Origin of the sequence: Chengkuizengella marina, assembly GCF_009910845.1 — a bacterium.
GTDB classification, from domain to species: Bacteria; Bacillota; Bacilli; order Paenibacillales; family KCTC-33759; genus Chengkuizengella; species Chengkuizengella marina.
This window is the reverse complement of sequence record NZ_SIJB01000018.1, coordinates 47,903-63,803: the sequence shown is the minus strand read 5'-3', so window position 1 is coordinate 63,803 and position 15,901 is coordinate 47,903. Positions and strand designations below refer to the sequence as shown.

Below are 15,901 nucleotides of genomic sequence, written 5' to 3'. Positions count from 1 at the left end.
TAAAAATATCAGGTGGAGAACAATTTGCTCCACCTGAAAATACCTCAGCTTAGATAACTTGCCTACAATCTAACTGAGGTAGTCTTTCATTATTTCAATACTTTTGAGTTATATCTTATAGGAGGTGTTTTTTATGTCTATGGTTGAAAAAGAAATAAAAAAGGATACACAATTACATCCTTGGCGAAATTTTCAAGTAGGTAAATGGGATAAAAAAATTGATGTTAAAAACTTTATTGATCTAAACATTACATCTTATGAAGGTGATGAGCAATTTTTGTCAGATCCTACAGAGGATACAAAGGCTTTATGGGATATTATCAGTGATTTAACTAGAAAAGAGCATGAAAATGGTGGCGTGTTAGATGTAGATGTAAGTACCCCTTCTACCATTACTTCGCACGGTCCTGGTTATCTAGATCAGTCAAAAGAAAAGATTGTAGGACTACAAACAGATGAACCTTTTAAACGTTCAATACAACCATTTGGTGGAGTGCGAATGATCAAGGACGCATGTGAAGCGTATGGTTTTACACTGCCAGATGAAATCTTCAATTTATTCACAGATATACGTAAAACTCATAACCAAGGGGTTTTTGATGCGTATACCACAGATATGAGGAAAGCGAGAAAAGCAGGGATTATCACAGGGTTGCCTGATGCGTATGGAAGAGGGAGAATTATTGGTGATTACAGAAGAGTAGCATTATATGGTGTTGACAAACTAATTGAACAAAAACAAGAAGAGCTTCTTCAATTAGAAGTAGATGTTATGAATGAAGAAGTCATCAGAGACCGTGAAGAATTAAACGAACAGATTCGTAGCTTACAAGAATTGAAACAAATGGCAAAACAATATGGGTATGATATTTCCTCACCTGCAAATAATGCAACAGAAGCCATTCAGTGGTTATATTTTGCTTACTTAGCTGCAATAAAGGAACAAAATGGAGCTGCGATGAGTTTAGGTCGTGTATCTAGCTTTTTAGACATTTTTATTGAAAGAGATTTACAAGAAGGCACACTTACCGAAAAAAAAGCGCAAGAATTAGTAGACCATTTTATTATGAAGCTTCGTATTGTGAAATTTTTAAGGACGCCAGAATATAATGAATTGTTCAGTGGAGACCCAACTTGGGTTACTGAATCTATTGGGGGAATGGGCCTTAACGGAAAAACAAGAGTGACAAAAAACTCATATCGTTTCCTTCATACTTTGTACAATTTAGGTCCAGCCCCTGAACCAAATTTAACTGTGTTATGGTCAGAGAAGCTTCCTGAAAACTTTAAGAACTATTGTGCAAAAGTTTCGATTCATACTAGTTCGATTCAATATGAAAATGATGATCTTATGCTTCCATACTATGGTGATGATTATGGAATTGCTTGCTGTGTATCTGCTATGCGTATTGGTAAGCAAATGCAATTTTTTGGTGCAAGAGCTAACCTTGCAAAATGCTTATTATATGCAATTAATGGTGGTATTGATGAAAAATTAGGTGTTCAGGTAGGACCAGAATATACACCCATTACTTCAGAAGTTTTAAATTATGATGAAGTCATGAAAAAGTATGATGACATGTTAGAATGGTTAGCAAAATTATATATGAACACCTTAAACGTTATTCATTTTATGCATGATAAATACAGCTATGAACGTATAGAAATGGCATTACATGATCGGGAAATTATAAGAACGATGGCAGCTGGAATTGCCGGTTTGTCTGTTGTGGCTGATTCATTAAGTGCAATAAAATATGCCAAAGTAAAACCGATACGTAATGAAAAAGGGATTGCTATAGATTTTGAAATTGAAGGTGATTTCCCTAAATATGGAAATAACGATAACCTTGTAGATTCCATTGCTATCTCGCTTGTTGAAAGTTTCATGGAAAAATTAAGTAAACACGAAACTTATCGTGAAGCCATTCCTACAATGTCTATACTAACTATTACTTCAAATGTAGTATATGGTAAAAAAACAGGTACAACTCCTGATGGGCGAAAAGCTGGGGAACCATTTGCACCAGGTGCAAATCCAATGCATGGTAGAGATACTAAAGGGGCTTTAGCTTCTTTAAACTCTGTTGCTAAGCTTCCTTATGAATGTTGCTTAGATGGGATTTCAAATACATTTTCAATCATTCCGAAAGCATTGGGTAAGGAAGATACGATTAGAAAGCAGAATTTACATGCCTTATTGGATGGATACATGACACAAGGGGCCCATCATTTAAATGTAAATGTTTTTGATCGACAACAGTTGATTGATGCCATGGAACACCCTGAAAAATATCCTCAATTAACAATAAGGGTTTCTGGATATGCTGTAAACTTTGTGAAGTTGACAAGGGAACAACAATTAGATGTCATAAACCGTACTTTCCACGGTTCAGTCTAAGATATAGGAAGGATGGAGAGAGGTTGAGCACGAAAGGTCGCATACACTCACTAGATACTTTTGGAACCGTAGATGGTCCTGGCATACGATTCGTGCTTTTCATGCAAGGCTGTGCACTTCAATGCCAATACTGCCATAATCGTGATACTTGGGATACAAACAAAGGAGATGTAAGAAAAGTTGAGGATATATTATTAGAGATAGAACCTTATATTCGATACTATAAAAGTTCTAAAGGTGGTATTACGGTTACAGGTGGTGAGCCAACTTTACAAGCCTCGTTTGTTAAAGAGTTATTTGAAGCGTGTAAGCATCGCTGGGATCTTCATACTGCTTTGGATACTTCTGGATTTAATGATCCTAACAAAGTTGAAGATTTGCTTAATGTAACAGATTTGCTTTTATTAGACATTAAACAAATGGATGATGAAAAACATAAACAGCTAACTGGTCAGTCTAATGAGAGGATTTTACAATTTATACGATACGCATCTGATAACAAAAAAAGAATGTGGATAAGACATGTACTAATACCAGGAATTACTGATGACTATAACGATTTATATGCGCTCGGTACTTTTATTGGTAAGTTAAAAAATGCAGAAAAGATAGAAATTCTACCTTATCATAGAATGGGTGTATTTAAATGGCAACAATTAGGTTTTTCATATCCATTAGAGGGAGTCAGAACGCCATCTGATCAAGAATTGAAAAGAGCGATTCAAATCGTCGAAAAAGGGATGGCGGAGGTATCTCTCTCTAAAATATAATTTTTAAATTCGACAAATTTCAATAGGGCAATCAGGACAAGAGACGATGGATTTTAAATCATTAAGTTTGTGGATGGTAATCGTTCCATTTTTCATGCTGATGATTCCATCGTCTTTATGTTTGTTTAAAAGCCTATTTACACTTTCTCTTGTTGTACCAATTAAATTTGCTATATCAGTATTTGTCAATTTAACATCTAATACAATTCCATCTTCAGTTAACTTTCCATAAGAATTGCTAAGTCGTATCAATGTAGAGGCCAGAGCTCCACTTTTTCCAAATAATAATAAATCTCGAAACTTAGATTCTGTTTTTCGATGCCATAAACTCATCCATTTCAGAAATTCTACAGCAAAATCTCCATGTTGATAAATGAGCATTTCCAAATCACTATGCTCAATCATGCCAATATTACAATTTGTTAACGCTTGAGCGGAATAACTGAAATTTAAATCACCAAGACCGCCAAACTCGCAAAACATATCTCCCTCTTGTAAGATATACAAAATGAGTTCCTTACCATCATCCGTTAGTTTGTATATTTTTACTTGACCTTCATTCACATAAAACAATTTTTTAGCTGGTTCTCCCTCATGAAACAAATATTGTTGTTGTAAAAAATGATGGGAGTACATGGCACTTTTTAATCTTTCAACATTTTCATCAGATAAAAATAAAGATATCTGACCTGAGGACTTACAGTTTAGAGCAAGATGATCCATGTTTGAACACCCTCCTGTTTCATATTTATATCGTTTAGAATGTGTTCTTATTCATATTATATAACTTTTTCAAGAAGATTGCTCTGAGAGTTTTTTCTTTTTTTATATTAGGTATGTGCACATTTTGTTTCAATTCCTGTACATATCAAGAGAGGATAACATATGTTACAAATAAATGTAAAAGGAGGTTTAGATATGAAGAAAAAACGAAATCGTAACAAAAAGATGAAAAAAATAGATCCTACTATAAATGAATTAGGATGGTTAGATGAAGAGATAGATTCATTTAGAGAAAATATACCCATTCATGATTTAAGCTGGTTTCCTGATTTTCAGTTATTAAATCAACATTCACAAAATGGTTCAAAAAAAAAGAAGAAAGTAAAAAAAAGTAAACCTCTGATCTATACCAATCCATTTGAGTTTAGTTTTGAATATAATAGTTTTGACGATGAACAACCTACTATAACATATCAGGATAAAATAGATGACAAAGTTGATGATAATCAAAAAGAACAACAACTTAAAACAAAAACAATGCAACAATATAATAATTCTGAATTTAAAATGAATATTGATGAGAAAAGTACAGAAGTTTTCATCTTTTTTGATACTCCATTTAAAAACTCTGATTATGTTCTTGTTGCTATTACAGATTCTTCAAATTGTTTTGCAACAATAAATGAAAAAACTGCGGAATACGCAGTTATTGAAGTTGTTTTTATTGAAAATAATAATGAAAAACGGGAAGAAGTAGAATTAAATGGTTTATTATCTTGGATTGCTATTGGTGAATCCTAGTCATAAAACCATTAATAACTTTATCTTTTAGGATTCAAGTTCCACTCTACTAATAAACCAGCATAAACTAATCCACCACCAAAACCATAAAGTAATAAATGATCTCCATTTTTAATTTTGTTATCGTTTAGACCTTCTTGAATAGATAATGGAATGGTAGCAGCAGATGTATTTCCATAATGTACAAGACTGTATAATGTTTTTTCTATTGGAAAATCACTTCTCTGGCATATAGACTCAATCATACGTAAATTAGCACTGTGAGGAATAAACCAATTTACATCTTGTAATGTGAAATTTGTATTTTCTAACACTTTTAACATCCCTTTTGGAACGTGACTTACCGCCCATTTATATACCTCACGACCGTTTTGGACTAAAAACCCTTCTTTTTCTAGATCAATCCCATTTAAATTGGCAGATAATCCTGTTTGGTATAAATGAATTCCTCCATCCCCATTGGAACCATTATAGGCAGATATGAAACTCGGCTGTTTTTCATCTTTTTCCACCATTACAGCTCCTGCACCATCGCCAAATAAAATACAGGTTGAACGATCTGTATAATCGGTTATTTTTGACAATACATCAGCACCGATGACAATAATTTTATTATGGAGACCAGCAGTGATTAATCCATTTGCAACTTGTAATCCATACGTAAAACCTGCACATGCAGCTCTAAGATCTATTGCTCCAGTTTGTTTTAATTGAAAATGAGCTTGTATAATACTCGCTGTACTTGGAAATGAAAAGTCAGCGGTGCTTGTAGCTACAATAATTAAATCTGTATCTTCAATATCAACCTCATAACTTTCCATCATATTTTTGATGGCTTTAATACATAAATCACTAGTATATTCTTTTTCTTCAGCAATGCGACGTTCCTTTATTCCTGTACGCTGTACGATCCATTCGTCGTTGGTATCTACAATCTGCTCTAAATCATGATTTGAAAGTATTTTTTCAGGTACATAACATCCAATTGCAGAAATTCTTGCTTTTGAATCAATATTATGGTTACTCATTACAATGACCTCCTCTTTATAATATAAGAATTTCTCAAATTAAAATTCAATGTATGAAAATCAACTTTTCTTAAAAATAGAAATTATGATTATTATTAAGTATTAATAGCTAGTGCTAATTATGAAGATTTGGCTTTGATTTGTCAATGAATTGCAAAATTCATAAAAGAACTAAATCCATTGCAGGAAAGTAAAGTACGAATTACCAAAGCATTCTATGTTTATTTTTTATTTAATAAATCATCCTAAGACTGATACAAAAAAATCAATATATAAGGATGGAGGCGTATAATGGTAAATTCAATCTTTACTCGATTAATTGTTGCAGGTTCACTCATTTTTTCATTAAATGCATGTACAACAACTGATAATGAAGGTGCTCTAGATAATCGAACAGGGGATAATATTAGTCCATATGGTGTATATGATGCAGATGATCGATATGGCATGAATTACAATGGAAATCGTTTAGGTATGAATACTCGAAATAACATTTTGAATACAGATAGGTTAAATCCAGCTAGTAACATGCGTGCACACCAAAATACAAATGTAAGAGAAAGTAAGAAGCTTGCAAATGAAATTGCAAATATGAAAGAAGTAAGAAGAGCAAATGTATTGTTAACAGACAATAATGCTTATATCGCAGTAGAACTAACTAACAATACCAAAAATGGAATGACAGGAAAATCCATGAAAGGGAGATCCCTTAATGGCACCTCTAGAGGTAATATTGAATATTATGGTTTAGGAATGAACACAGGTAAGAAGGTTCGATCATTTTCTGATACGATGACAGATGATGTGAAAAAGAAAATATCCAAAAAAGTAAAATCAATGGATAAAAATGTGAAAAATGTATATGTTTCTGCAAATGCCAATTTTGTAGACCGTATTAATAATTACATGGTTGATATTGGTGAAGGTAGACCTGTTAGAGGGTTTATGGATGAATTTAATACTTTTATGAATAGAGTTTTCCCGATGAATATGGATAGAAATGTAGATAATAGGGAAATGAATACTCAACGAAATATGAATCGATAAATTTATAGCCTATTTTTCGAAAACTGCCGCACCATCGACTGCTACTTTTCATAAAATAATTTGACTGTATCCCTTGACCTTGTAATTCTAAACCCAAACAAGGAGGGGTGACGATATTGAAGGGTAGCGACGATAAAGGAAAATTCATATTAACAAACCGTGAACGTGAAGTATTCGAACTGTTAGTTCAAGACAAAACAACTCGAGAAATTGCTAAAGAGTTATATATAAGCGAAAAGACAGTTCGAAATCATATCTCCAATGTCATGCAAAAGTTAAATGTTAAAGGTCGTTCACAGGCAGTCGTTGAATTAATAAGGCTTGGAGAATTGAAAATATAATCATGTGTATATTTCACATTCATTGAATACCTTCTTTGACTTTCCTGTAATATGGAATTGGAAAAGAAGGTTTTTGAATGTTAAAATAAAAATCATCATTGATTTAAAAGTGAGGAATTATGATGCATAATTGGTATGAAGAAAGCTTCGGTGAAGATTATTTACTTGTTTATAAACATAGAGATTTACAAAATGCTTATGATGAAGTAAAAAAAATGATCAAGTGGTTGCATCTTCCTAAAAAATCAACAGTATTTGATTTATGTTGTGGTATGGGCAGACACTCAATGGCATTATCCGATTTTGGGTATTCAGTTACTGGCATGGATTTATCAGAAGTATTGCTTCGTGAAGCAATAAAACTAGACAAGGATAAGAAAGTATCTTGGATTCATGGAGATATGCGAAAAATTCCAACAAATAAATCTTTTGATGCTGTAGTAAATTTATTTACTTCTTTTGCATATTTCGAATCAGATCAAGAAAATATTCAGGTTTTAAGAGAATTAAGTCGAATATTAAAACCGAAAGGAAAATTTATTATTGATTTTTTAAATGCTAGTGTAATAAAGGAACAGTTAGTTCCCTATTCTGAACGTTTTACTGAAGGAGTGAAAATTGAAGAATATCGTTCAATTGAACAGAATTTTGTACAGAAAAGCATTATCATTAAAGATGAAAATCAAGAACGTACATACATTGAAAAGGTAAAGCTTTATGATCTGGCATTATTCAAGCATATGATTTCTTTTACTGAACTACAATTGGATTATGTATTTGGAAATTATGATCAGTCTCCATTTGATGAGAAGACATCTCCACGTCTTATTTTGGTAGGTCACAAACAAGGTTAGTCAATCTACAGCTCCATGTTTTGAATGTGCGATTCGACTGCTTGCAGCAGCAGCGATCGCACCTATGATATCGTCTAAAAACGTGTGAATAGGTTGATCATTTTTATCATTTAACTTTTTAAGTATTCCTGGTTTTATTTTGTCAATATACCCAAAATTAGTAAACCCAATGCTTCCATAAACATTAACTATAGATAAAGCTAAAATTTCATCACATCCATATAATCCCTCGTCATTTTCAATCATTTCTAATAATGGAGATTCCAATTTTTTTTCTTCAGCCAATATATCTAATTGAATTCCAGTTAAAATGGCATTTTGAACTTCTCTTTTTTGTAAAACCTTTTCTACATTCCTCACACAATACCCGAGTGTTAAATCTGGAAAATATTCTTTTTGTAAAATTAAAACTAATTCTGCAATATCTTCTAAGCTAACCCCTCTTTTTTTCAAACTTTCTAAAGTAACTTGTTTTACTTTTTCACTATCTAATTGATAAGACATTTATAATTTTCCTCCAAGAATGATATGTATCCATTTATTTTAGACAATACACAATGGAATTATCCTATTTCAATTTCTTACTTCAACAAAAATAAATAAAATAAAAAAACAATTTAGACAAGAAAATTATTTTAAAAATGAAAATTGGACAAAATGACGTATAAATTATGACTAAGCTCGTATACATAGTAGTACAAAACCTAGATGGGGAGGAAAAATACATGAATCATTACAAATGGTTAAAACAGGTGACATTCGTGTCACTTCTGGTTCTCCTGGCAATGACAGCAGGATGTTCGTTATGGGATAGTGCAGAGGAAAGTAAACTGATTGACCCGCCCCCTAACGATATGATGGCCAGTTTAGAACTTAATGATGATCAACTATACAGTGATGAGGGAACAATTGAAAATTTACCAATGTCTTTATATTTTAAAGATCAATATGGTTATGTTGTACCTGTAACCATGAATATTCCTTATGTGGAAGGAATTGCTAAGCAAAAGCTGAGATATATGGTAGAAGATGGACCTATTTCAGAAAAGTTACCTTATGATTTCACTCCTGTAATTCCGAGTGGAACAGAAATATTAGGACTAAATATCGAAAATCAACTAGCTATTGTGGATTTTTCAGAAGATTTTTTAAACTATGAAATGAATGATGAGCGTAAGCTTTTAGAGGCAGTTACATGGGCTTTAACAGATTTTCCAACTGTTGATCAAGTTATTATTAATGTAAATGGAGAAACTTTGAAAAAAATGCCTGCACAAGGAATTCCACTTCATGAACCACTATCTAGAAAAATGGGGATTAATATTGAAAAGTCTGAAGGAGTGCCTCTAAGTCAAACATCAGCAGTTACACTATACTTCTTAAATCGGACAAATGATTCGCAAAATTATTATGTACCTGTTACAAGATTAATTCAAAATCCAGATGATATTGTAGAAGCAACACTAAGTGAATTAATAAAAGGACCTCTCCAACCTTCAGGTTTAAATTCTGTGATGATTCCATCAGTTGAAATTATAAATACAGATCAATCTGAAGATTTAATTACATTAAACCTAAGTGATCACATTTTGGGTATGGATCAAATGGTATCAGAAGAAAGTTTAGAGTCCATTATTTTATCACTTACTGAAAATACGGACGCAACAAGATTTCAATTCTTAATTAATGATGAAAGTTACAATACACCAGTTACAATTCCTGCCCATATGAATATGTTTGAAATGTAACTGATACCCACAAAAGTGAAGCAAAGCTATAAAGCTTGCGCCTATTACTTTTCGGGGACCCCAGGATATAAGCTCCACAAAAGTGAAGAAATTCCTAACAGAGCTTAATCTGATTACGAAAAGCTTATAGTATTACCTAACCGTCAATATCATTGTTAATTGACGGTTTCATTTTTTTTGGTGTAAACCAAGCTTACGGGTTTAAGTTAAATCAATGTTTTGGTAAAATGAGGTGTATTCTAAAAATAAAATTGCATACGATAAGTTTATAACAATATTAGGAGGAACTAAATTGAGAATAGATGGAAGATCAAATAAAGAATTAAGACCCATTAAAATTACAACTGATTTTAATAAATATGCAGAAGGATCTGTATTAATTGAGTTTGGTGATACGAAAGTGATTTGTACGGCAAGTATTGAAGATAGAGTTCCTCCGTTTTTAAAAGGTCAAGGTAAAGGCTGGATTAATGCAGAATATTCTATGCTTCCTAGAGCAACTCAAACCCGGAATCAACGTGAAGCAGCAAAAGGGAAATTAAGTGGAAGAACAATGGAGATTCAACGTTTAATTGGTCGTTCACTTCGTTCAGTAGTAAATTTAAAGGCATTAGGAGAGAGAACAATTACTTTAGACTGTGATGTAATTCAAGCAGATGGAGGGACACGTACGACTTCCATTTCAGGTGCATTTGTAGCAACTGCACTTGCAATAAACAAATTTTTTAAAGGAAAAGAGCTCCCTCAATTTCCACTTACAGACTATTTAGCATCCGTAAGTGTTGGAATTGTAAATGATAAAGCTTTATTAGATTTAAATTATAGAGAAGATTCTACCGCTAAAGTAGATATGAATGTAGTGATGACAGGACATGGCAAATTCGTAGAGTTACAAGGTACAGGAGAAGATGCACCATTTTCCAAAGAAGAATTTACAGAATTAGTTGATTTGGCTGAATCTGGAATACAAACCATTATTCAATTACAAAAAGATGCATTAGGTGATATTAGTAAGAAAATAGGGGTATAAATGAAATGATCAACGAAGAAATAATAATTGTAGCTACTAAAAATCAAGGAAAAGTGAAAGAGTTTGCAAAGTTGTTTGCAAAATTGAATAAACAAGTTCGCAGCTTGGCCGATGTTGGTTATGTTCCAGAGATTATTGAGGATGGTAACACATTTATAGAAAATGCTGAAATAAAAGCAAGAATCATTGCCAGGCATTTGAACACCACAGTCATTGCTGATGATTCTGGATTATGTGTCGATGAATTAAATGGGGCTCCAGGTATTTACTCCGCAAGATATGCAGGTGAACATGGCAATGACAGTTTAAATAATAAAAAACTGCTAGCAGAATTAAGTAATTTAAATATCCAACCTGATGAAAATGGATGTTTAAGTAAAGCACAGTTTAAATGCGCACTTGTTCTCATGGATCCTACTTCAGATAAAACGATCCAGGTTGAAGGATCTTGTGAAGGATGGATTACGAATCAACTTCGAGGTGAGCACGGTTTTGGTTATGATCCATTATTTTACTTGCCTCAATATAAAAAAACCATGGCGGAATTAAACATAGATGAAAAAAATAAAATAAGTCATCGTGCAAGTGCTTTAAAAAAATTGTATGAAATTTTAGTAAAATAGATCATTTGTAAAAAAAAGAAAAAGGATCGTACTTTTTAATATCCAAAGTACGATCCTTTTTTTGTAATATCTTAATATTTTCTTTAGTTTTGTTTTATAAATTATTTAATTTTAATTTGTATATTGAAATAGAACAAAAGAAGATAAGGAGAGAAAACATGAAAGCAAAAAAAATAGCAGCATCCATTGGTTTATCTACTTTATTAATTGGAGGGTTGTTGTATGGTACATTGTCAAATTCAAGTAGTAAGGCTCATTCATTATCAGCAACGGAATTAATTGAATCTCAACAAAAGGTGTCAGAGGATATAATAGCGACAGTCGAGATTACTAGTAATACACCTGATTTAATGGAAGTTAAAACAACCCAGAATAACAATGTATATATTTCTCAATTTAAGTTAATTGAGGATCAAATATATACCCTCATTAAAACTAATGTGTGGAGCAATGGAGAAGAAGATAAAAGAAGTTCAATCGTAGAGCTGACAACTGAATTTGACATACAAGAATATGCTGCATTGCTCCAAGATACTTATGATGCAATCTATGATATTGAACATTCTGTAAGAGTATTAGGTGATCAATATTTTGAAACTGAAAAATATGAAGATGATTTGAAAAAAAATGATGAAACAAATGTAGCTTTAATAAATTATAAAGAAGAATATATGATTAGCAAAGTGTCAGAGGATTTACTAGTGACAGTAGAAGTTACCAACAATACACCTGATTTAATGGAAATGAAAAGAATCCAGAACGATCACGTTATAACTACACAGTTTAAATTAATTGAAGATCATATCTATACACTAACTGAAACTAATGTATGGGGTAATGGAGAAGAAGAGAGTGGGAGTGTAAAAGCAGAACTATCACCAGATTTTAATGTAGAAGAGTATGCTGCATTGCTGCAAGGTACTTATAGTGCAATCTACGATATTGAACATTCGATAAGAGTGTTAGGTGATAAATATTTTGAAACAGAAAAATATGAACATGATTTGAAAAATAATGATGAAACCAATCAAGCTTTATAGAGCAGAACATATTAATTTCATAAATTAAGTTTTAAACGAAATTTAGGTAGGTATTCTTCTCTATAACGTTGCTATTTAATGAAAATGGGCGTCTCAAATGCTGGTTTATCCACATAAGAGACGCCCCCCTTTTGAAAACTTTCGTATTGTACTCACTTTAAACTAATTTTATATTTTCTAAGCCATAAATCCACCTGAGCTAAATAAGCAAATAACTGAGGTCCTGACATCAACTGACCAAACCAAGGGAAATGATAAGATTTTACATCGGAGTTGGCAATTTCCTTTATTTTTTTAACGTTAATTAGAGATTGTAGTGGAGAAGAGGGATCATCAAGTATTTCCAATACCCATTTTTTCACTGCTTCGGTGTAATTGGGATTATGTGTTTTTGGATAAGGGCTCTTTTTACGCTGAATAACATCCTCAGGTAGTATTCCTTTTAATGCCTTTCTTAGAATCCCCTTTTCACGGTTTCCTGCTGTTTTAATTTCCCAGGGAATATTCCATACATATTCGATTAAACGATGATCACAATAAGGTACACGAACTTCAAGACCCACTCTCATACTCATTCGATCTTTTCGGTCCAATAAAGTTGGCATAAAACGAGTGATATTTAAATATGACATTTGTCTCATTTTTCTTTGCGCGTGAGTTTCTCCTTTTAAATGGGGGACCTCTCCAATTGCTTGTGCATAACGATCTTCTACATATTGTTCTGGTCGAATCCATTCTTTTAATTCATCAGATAAAATTTCAAGTCTTTTATTTAGTGTAAGGGACCATGGAAAAGTATTTGCACTTAAAGAATCTTCTCGATGAAACCAAGGATAGCCACCGAATATCTCATCTGCAGCTTCACCAGATATAGCCACTGTAGCTTGTTTTTTTATTTCACGACAGAATAAATAAAGGGAAGCATCTACATCCGCCATTCCAGGAGTGTCACGCGCATCCACAACTGCTTTTAAAGCTTCAACTAACTCAGGGGTATCAAATTGTATATTTTGATGATGGGTACTTAAAAAACTACTCATGCGTTGAATCCAAGGTTGATCTGAGTTAGGTTGAAAATCATTTTCTTTAAAATGAATATCGTTGTCTACATAATCAACAGAGAAGGTATTCACATTTCCTTGTTTTGTTTGATTGTAATAATTTACTGCTATTGCTGTCAGGGCACTAGAATCTAAACCACCAGATAATAATGTACAAACAGGAACATCAGAAACAAGTTGTCTTTCCACTGTATCAATCAATAGATTTCTAATCGTTTCAGCGGTTTGATCTTCATTCTCTAAATGAGGTTGTGACTCTAGTTTCCAATAAGGATATTTTTTTAAACCATTTTTATTGTATTCCAAACAATAACCTGGTTTTAGTTCTTCCATATTGTTGTATATGCCATGCCCTGGAGTGCGTGCTGGCCCAATGACAAATATTTCTGCTAAACCCTCAGGACCAATCTCTGGTTTGAATGTAGGATTTTCTAATATGGCTTTTGGTTCTGATCCAAATAAAAAGGTAGAATTATGGTTTGAGAAGAATAAAGGTTTTACACCTACACGATCTCTGGCTAAAAATAATTTTTCTTGCAAGTCATTCCATATTGCAAATGCAAAAATGCCATTTAAACGATCTACACATTTAGCCCCCCACTCGATGTAAGAAATTAAAACGACTTCTGTATCACAATTGGTTTCAAATGTATGTCCATGATTTTTAAGTTCTTCTTTAAGTTCAAATGCATTATAAATTTCACCGTTATAAACAATGACATAAGTTTGGTAATTATATTTACGCCACATCGGCTGAGCCCCATTTTCTGGATCTATGACACTTAATCTACGATGACCAAGAGAGCAATGAGGAGACAACCAAGTTCCAGAAGCATCAGGTCCACGAGGAGCAAGTGTTTTGGTCATGTCTTCCAAAATTGTCGGGTACTTTGTTAAATCATCATTCCAATTAATCCATCCAGTTATTCCACACATAAAGTTTCCGTCCTCTCTTTGAAGTCAAAATGGTGATATTTATGACTATAAAGTAAATAATGTTAAAACATATGCTGAAAGAGCATTGAAAATGTTATTGTACGAACATGATGAATGGAAGTTATTTTGTCAGGATATACTGAAATTGCAAGTGACCAAGCTAAAGGGGGAAGAAAATGTATACAGTTCAATCCGTTAAGGATATAAGAAATGTTGAGCAGAATGGTGAGCAATGCATGCGGGCTATTATTGAATTGGCTGGACAAAAACATTCTTATACAGCACTTTTTAAAAAATCCTCTGAGGAAACCTATAAGGTATTAAATATGTACAGAAATGAAGCTGATTATACTGTTGATTGGTATGACAACAGTTTACATCAAGCTTATATTAATGTAGCGGATCAGAAACAACACTTATTTCAAAATAGTGATGAAGAAAATAATTTTGTTGAACAAATCATGAATAAAAAACCCTCTACGTGAATTCAGCGCAGAAGGTTAGTTAAATAGTATGTATTAAAATCGCTTACCATTTTTTAATGGCTTCCCAGGAGAGATACAGTAACCTGACTGCGATGTATGCCTTCTAGGTTTATGCTCCGACGAACTCTACGTTCGAATTGTCTCTGGGGTCTTTGCGTTTTCTATGATGTTATTAATGGCGTCCCAGGAGAGATTCGAACTCCCGACCGACGGCTTAGAAGGCCGTTGCTCTATCCAGCTGAGCTACTGGGACAATTATGTTTCGTTTGAAGCGACAAGAAATATATTAACACATGATATTTAATTATGCAATACTAAATTTGAAATTTTATTCATTTTTATATTCATAATTTGAACGGTTTACAAACCATAACATCATAAATGAAATGACAACGATGCTTAAGACCCATAACCACACTAATGTCATATCACCTGTTTCCGTTGCTAGAAAAATGGCAGTAGCTATTGTTTGTGTTTTATTAGGAATATTTCCTGCAATCATAATGGTAGCTCCAAATTCTCCTAATCCTCTAGCAAAACCTAAAATATAAGCTGAGATAAAGAACTTCAAAGATAATGGTATAGTGATATATCTAATCACTTGCCATTCAGATGCTCCACTGTTTCTTGCAGCGTTTTCAATTTCATTTTCAACGGATGAGAAGCCAGACTTGAGTGTTTGATAAACTAGTGGAAATGAGACAACAACTGCTGCAACTACCGCAGCCCACCAAGTGAAAACTACAGGTTGACGAAAAATCCATTCAATCGCTTGTCCAACCCAACTATTCCTTCCTAAAATTATTAATAAAAGAAATCCTACAACTGTAGGTGGAAGTACTAATGGCAGCATAAAAACAGTTTCCAATATTGCTTTCCCAGGGAATTTTTTCCTTGCCATAATAAAAGCAATTGGAATAGAAAACAAGAAGACAACAATACTTGCAGTAAAAGCAACTTTTAAAGAAATAATTATAGGTGAAATAAATGATTCTAATTGAATATTTGTCATA

The 15,901-nt window shown here is 32.9% G+C and carries 16 protein-coding genes and 1 tRNA gene; 11 read left to right on the top strand and 6 right to left on the bottom strand.

What is annotated here, in order from left to right; translation table 11 throughout:
• The first annotated feature begins 133 nt into the window (after nt 1-133).
• Nucleotides 134-2,401, top strand: a complete 2,268-nt coding sequence (gene pflB / locus ERL59_RS07685) for a formate C-acetyltransferase (protein ID WP_160645619.1) — start codon at nt 134-136, stop codon at nt 2,399-2,401.
• Nucleotides 2,402-2,424: 23 nt separating this feature from the next.
• On the top strand, nt 2,425-3,171 hold the full coding sequence (gene pflA / locus ERL59_RS07680) for a pyruvate formate-lyase-activating protein (RefSeq protein ID WP_160645618.1): 747 nt from the start codon (nt 2,425-2,427) through the stop codon (nt 3,169-3,171).
• Nucleotides 3,172-3,174: 3 nt separating this feature from the next.
• On the opposite strand, the gene ERL59_RS07675 is transcribed toward pflA, so the two are convergent.
• Nucleotides 3,175-3,894 (bottom strand): Crp/Fnr family transcriptional regulator, encoded by a 720-nt coding sequence (locus tag ERL59_RS07675; protein WP_160645617.1) that lies wholly within the window; start codon nt 3,892-3,894, stop codon nt 3,175-3,177.
• Between the two features lie 195 nt (nt 3,895-4,089).
• Here ERL59_RS07675 and ERL59_RS07670 point away from each other — a divergent pair, with 195 nt between their 5' ends.
• Nucleotides 4,090-4,695 carry a WIAG-tail domain gene (locus ERL59_RS07670; RefSeq protein ID WP_160645616.1) on the top strand — a complete coding sequence of 202 codons (606 nt, stop codon included), beginning with the start codon at nt 4,090-4,092 and terminating at the stop codon, nt 4,693-4,695.
• Between the two features lie 20 nt (nt 4,696-4,715).
• Here ERL59_RS07670 and ERL59_RS07665 read toward each other — a convergent pair whose 3' ends face one another.
• Nucleotides 4,716-5,723, bottom strand: a complete 1,008-nt coding sequence (locus tag ERL59_RS07665) for a ketoacyl-ACP synthase III (protein WP_160645615.1) — start codon at nt 5,721-5,723, stop codon at nt 4,716-4,718.
• 291 nt (nt 5,724-6,014) lie between these two features.
• On the opposite strand from ERL59_RS07665, the gene ERL59_RS07660 reads away from it, so the two are divergent.
• The 3 genes from ERL59_RS07660 (at nt 6,015) to ERL59_RS07650 (ending at nt 7,965) form a co-directional block, all read left to right on the top strand.
• Nucleotides 6,015-6,770, top strand: coding sequence for a YhcN/YlaJ family sporulation lipoprotein (locus ERL59_RS07660; RefSeq protein WP_160645614.1), 756 nt, complete (start codon nt 6,015-6,017; stop codon nt 6,768-6,770).
• A 116-nt stretch (nt 6,771-6,886) separates the two neighbouring features.
• Nucleotides 6,887-7,111 carry a helix-turn-helix domain-containing protein gene (locus ERL59_RS07655; RefSeq protein ID WP_160645613.1) on the top strand — a complete coding sequence of 75 codons (225 nt, stop codon included), beginning with the start codon at nt 6,887-6,889 and terminating at the stop codon, nt 7,109-7,111.
• Nucleotides 7,112-7,233: 122 nt separating this feature from the next.
• The gene (locus tag ERL59_RS07650; protein ID WP_160645612.1) at nt 7,234-7,965 is read left to right on the top strand and encodes a class I SAM-dependent methyltransferase; all 732 of its coding nucleotides are present in this window, start codon (nt 7,234-7,236) and stop codon (nt 7,963-7,965) included.
• Here ERL59_RS07650 and ERL59_RS07645 read toward each other — a convergent pair whose 3' ends face one another.
• A complete protein-coding gene (locus ERL59_RS07645) occupies nt 7,966-8,469 on the bottom strand; it encodes a phosphatidylglycerophosphatase A family protein (RefSeq protein WP_160645611.1) in 504 nt (167 codons plus the stop codon).
• A gap of 221 nt (nt 8,470-8,690) precedes the next feature.
• Here ERL59_RS07645 and ERL59_RS07640 point away from each other — a divergent pair, with 221 nt between their 5' ends.
• From ERL59_RS07640 to ERL59_RS07625, 4 genes are all read left to right on the top strand, one after another.
• A complete protein-coding gene (locus ERL59_RS07640; RefSeq protein WP_160645610.1) occupies nt 8,691-9,713 on the top strand; it encodes a GerMN domain-containing protein in 1,023 nt (340 codons plus the stop codon).
• A gap of 292 nt (nt 9,714-10,005) precedes the next feature.
• Nucleotides 10,006-10,743, top strand: coding sequence for a ribonuclease PH (gene rph / locus ERL59_RS07635; RefSeq protein WP_160645609.1), 738 nt, complete (start codon nt 10,006-10,008; stop codon nt 10,741-10,743).
• Between the two features lie 5 nt (nt 10,744-10,748).
• The gene (locus ERL59_RS07630) at nt 10,749-11,366 is read left to right on the top strand and encodes an XTP/dITP diphosphatase (protein ID WP_160645608.1); all 618 of its coding nucleotides are present in this window, start codon (nt 10,749-10,751) and stop codon (nt 11,364-11,366) included.
• A 158-nt stretch (nt 11,367-11,524) separates the two neighbouring features.
• The gene (locus ERL59_RS07625) at nt 11,525-12,406 is read left to right on the top strand and encodes a hypothetical protein (RefSeq protein WP_160645607.1); all 882 of its coding nucleotides are present in this window, start codon (nt 11,525-11,527) and stop codon (nt 12,404-12,406) included.
• 152 nt (nt 12,407-12,558) lie between these two features.
• On the opposite strand, the gene asnB is transcribed toward ERL59_RS07625, so the two are convergent.
• Nucleotides 12,559-14,403, bottom strand: coding sequence for an asparagine synthase (glutamine-hydrolyzing) (gene asnB, locus ERL59_RS07620; RefSeq protein WP_160645606.1), 1,845 nt, complete (start codon nt 14,401-14,403; stop codon nt 12,559-12,561).
• Between the two features lie 176 nt (nt 14,404-14,579).
• Between asnB and ERL59_RS07615 the strand changes: the two genes are divergently transcribed.
• The gene (locus ERL59_RS07615; RefSeq protein ID WP_160645605.1) at nt 14,580-14,888 is read left to right on the top strand and encodes a hypothetical protein; all 309 of its coding nucleotides are present in this window, start codon (nt 14,580-14,582) and stop codon (nt 14,886-14,888) included.
• A 176-nt stretch (nt 14,889-15,064) separates the two neighbouring features.
• Here the strand turns inward: ERL59_RS07615 and ERL59_RS07610 are convergent.
• A tRNA-Arg gene (locus ERL59_RS07610) sits at nt 15,065-15,141 on the bottom strand.
• A 75-nt stretch (nt 15,142-15,216) separates the two neighbouring features.
• Nucleotides 15,217-15,900 carry a molybdate ABC transporter permease subunit gene (gene modB / locus ERL59_RS07605; protein WP_160645604.1) on the bottom strand — a complete coding sequence of 228 codons (684 nt, stop codon included), beginning with the start codon at nt 15,898-15,900 and terminating at the stop codon, nt 15,217-15,219.
• Nucleotide 15,901 lies beyond the last annotated feature (1 nt).

Excerpts from the sequence above, each read along its gene's own strand:
- ERL59_RS07645 (WP_160645611.1), bottom strand. The coding sequence starts at position 8,469 with ATGTCTTATCAATTAGATAGTGAAAAAGTAAAACAAGTTACTTTAGAA.
- ERL59_RS07640 (WP_160645610.1), top strand. The coding sequence starts at position 8,691 with ATGAATCATTACAAATGGTTAAAACAGGTGACATTCGTGTCACTTCTG.
- ERL59_RS07665 (WP_160645615.1), bottom strand. The coding sequence starts at position 5,723 with ATGAGTAACCATAATATTGATTCAAAAGCAAGAATTTCTGCAATTGGA.
- ERL59_RS07630 (WP_160645608.1), top strand. The coding sequence starts at position 10,749 with ATGATCAACGAAGAAATAATAATTGTAGCTACTAAAAATCAAGGAAAA.
- ERL59_RS07615 (WP_160645605.1), top strand. The coding sequence starts at position 14,580 with ATGTATACAGTTCAATCCGTTAAGGATATAAGAAATGTTGAGCAGAAT.
- asnB (WP_160645606.1), bottom strand. The coding sequence starts at position 14,403 with ATGTGTGGAATAACTGGATGGATTAATTGGAATGATGATTTAACAAAG.
- ERL59_RS07650 (WP_160645612.1), top strand. The coding sequence starts at position 7,234 with ATGCATAATTGGTATGAAGAAAGCTTCGGTGAAGATTATTTACTTGTT.
- ERL59_RS07675 (WP_160645617.1), bottom strand. The coding sequence starts at position 3,894 with ATGGATCATCTTGCTCTAAACTGTAAGTCCTCAGGTCAGATATCTTTA.
- pflB (WP_160645619.1), top strand. The coding sequence starts at position 134 with ATGTCTATGGTTGAAAAAGAAATAAAAAAGGATACACAATTACATCCT.
- modB (WP_160645604.1), bottom strand. The coding sequence starts at position 15,900 with ATGACAAATATTCAATTAGAATCATTTATTTCACCTATAATTATTTCT.
- ERL59_RS07625 (WP_160645607.1), top strand. The coding sequence starts at position 11,525 with ATGAAAGCAAAAAAAATAGCAGCATCCATTGGTTTATCTACTTTATTA.
- ERL59_RS07670 (WP_160645616.1), top strand. The coding sequence starts at position 4,090 with ATGAAGAAAAAACGAAATCGTAACAAAAAGATGAAAAAAATAGATCCT.
- ERL59_RS07660 (WP_160645614.1), top strand. The coding sequence starts at position 6,015 with ATGGTAAATTCAATCTTTACTCGATTAATTGTTGCAGGTTCACTCATT.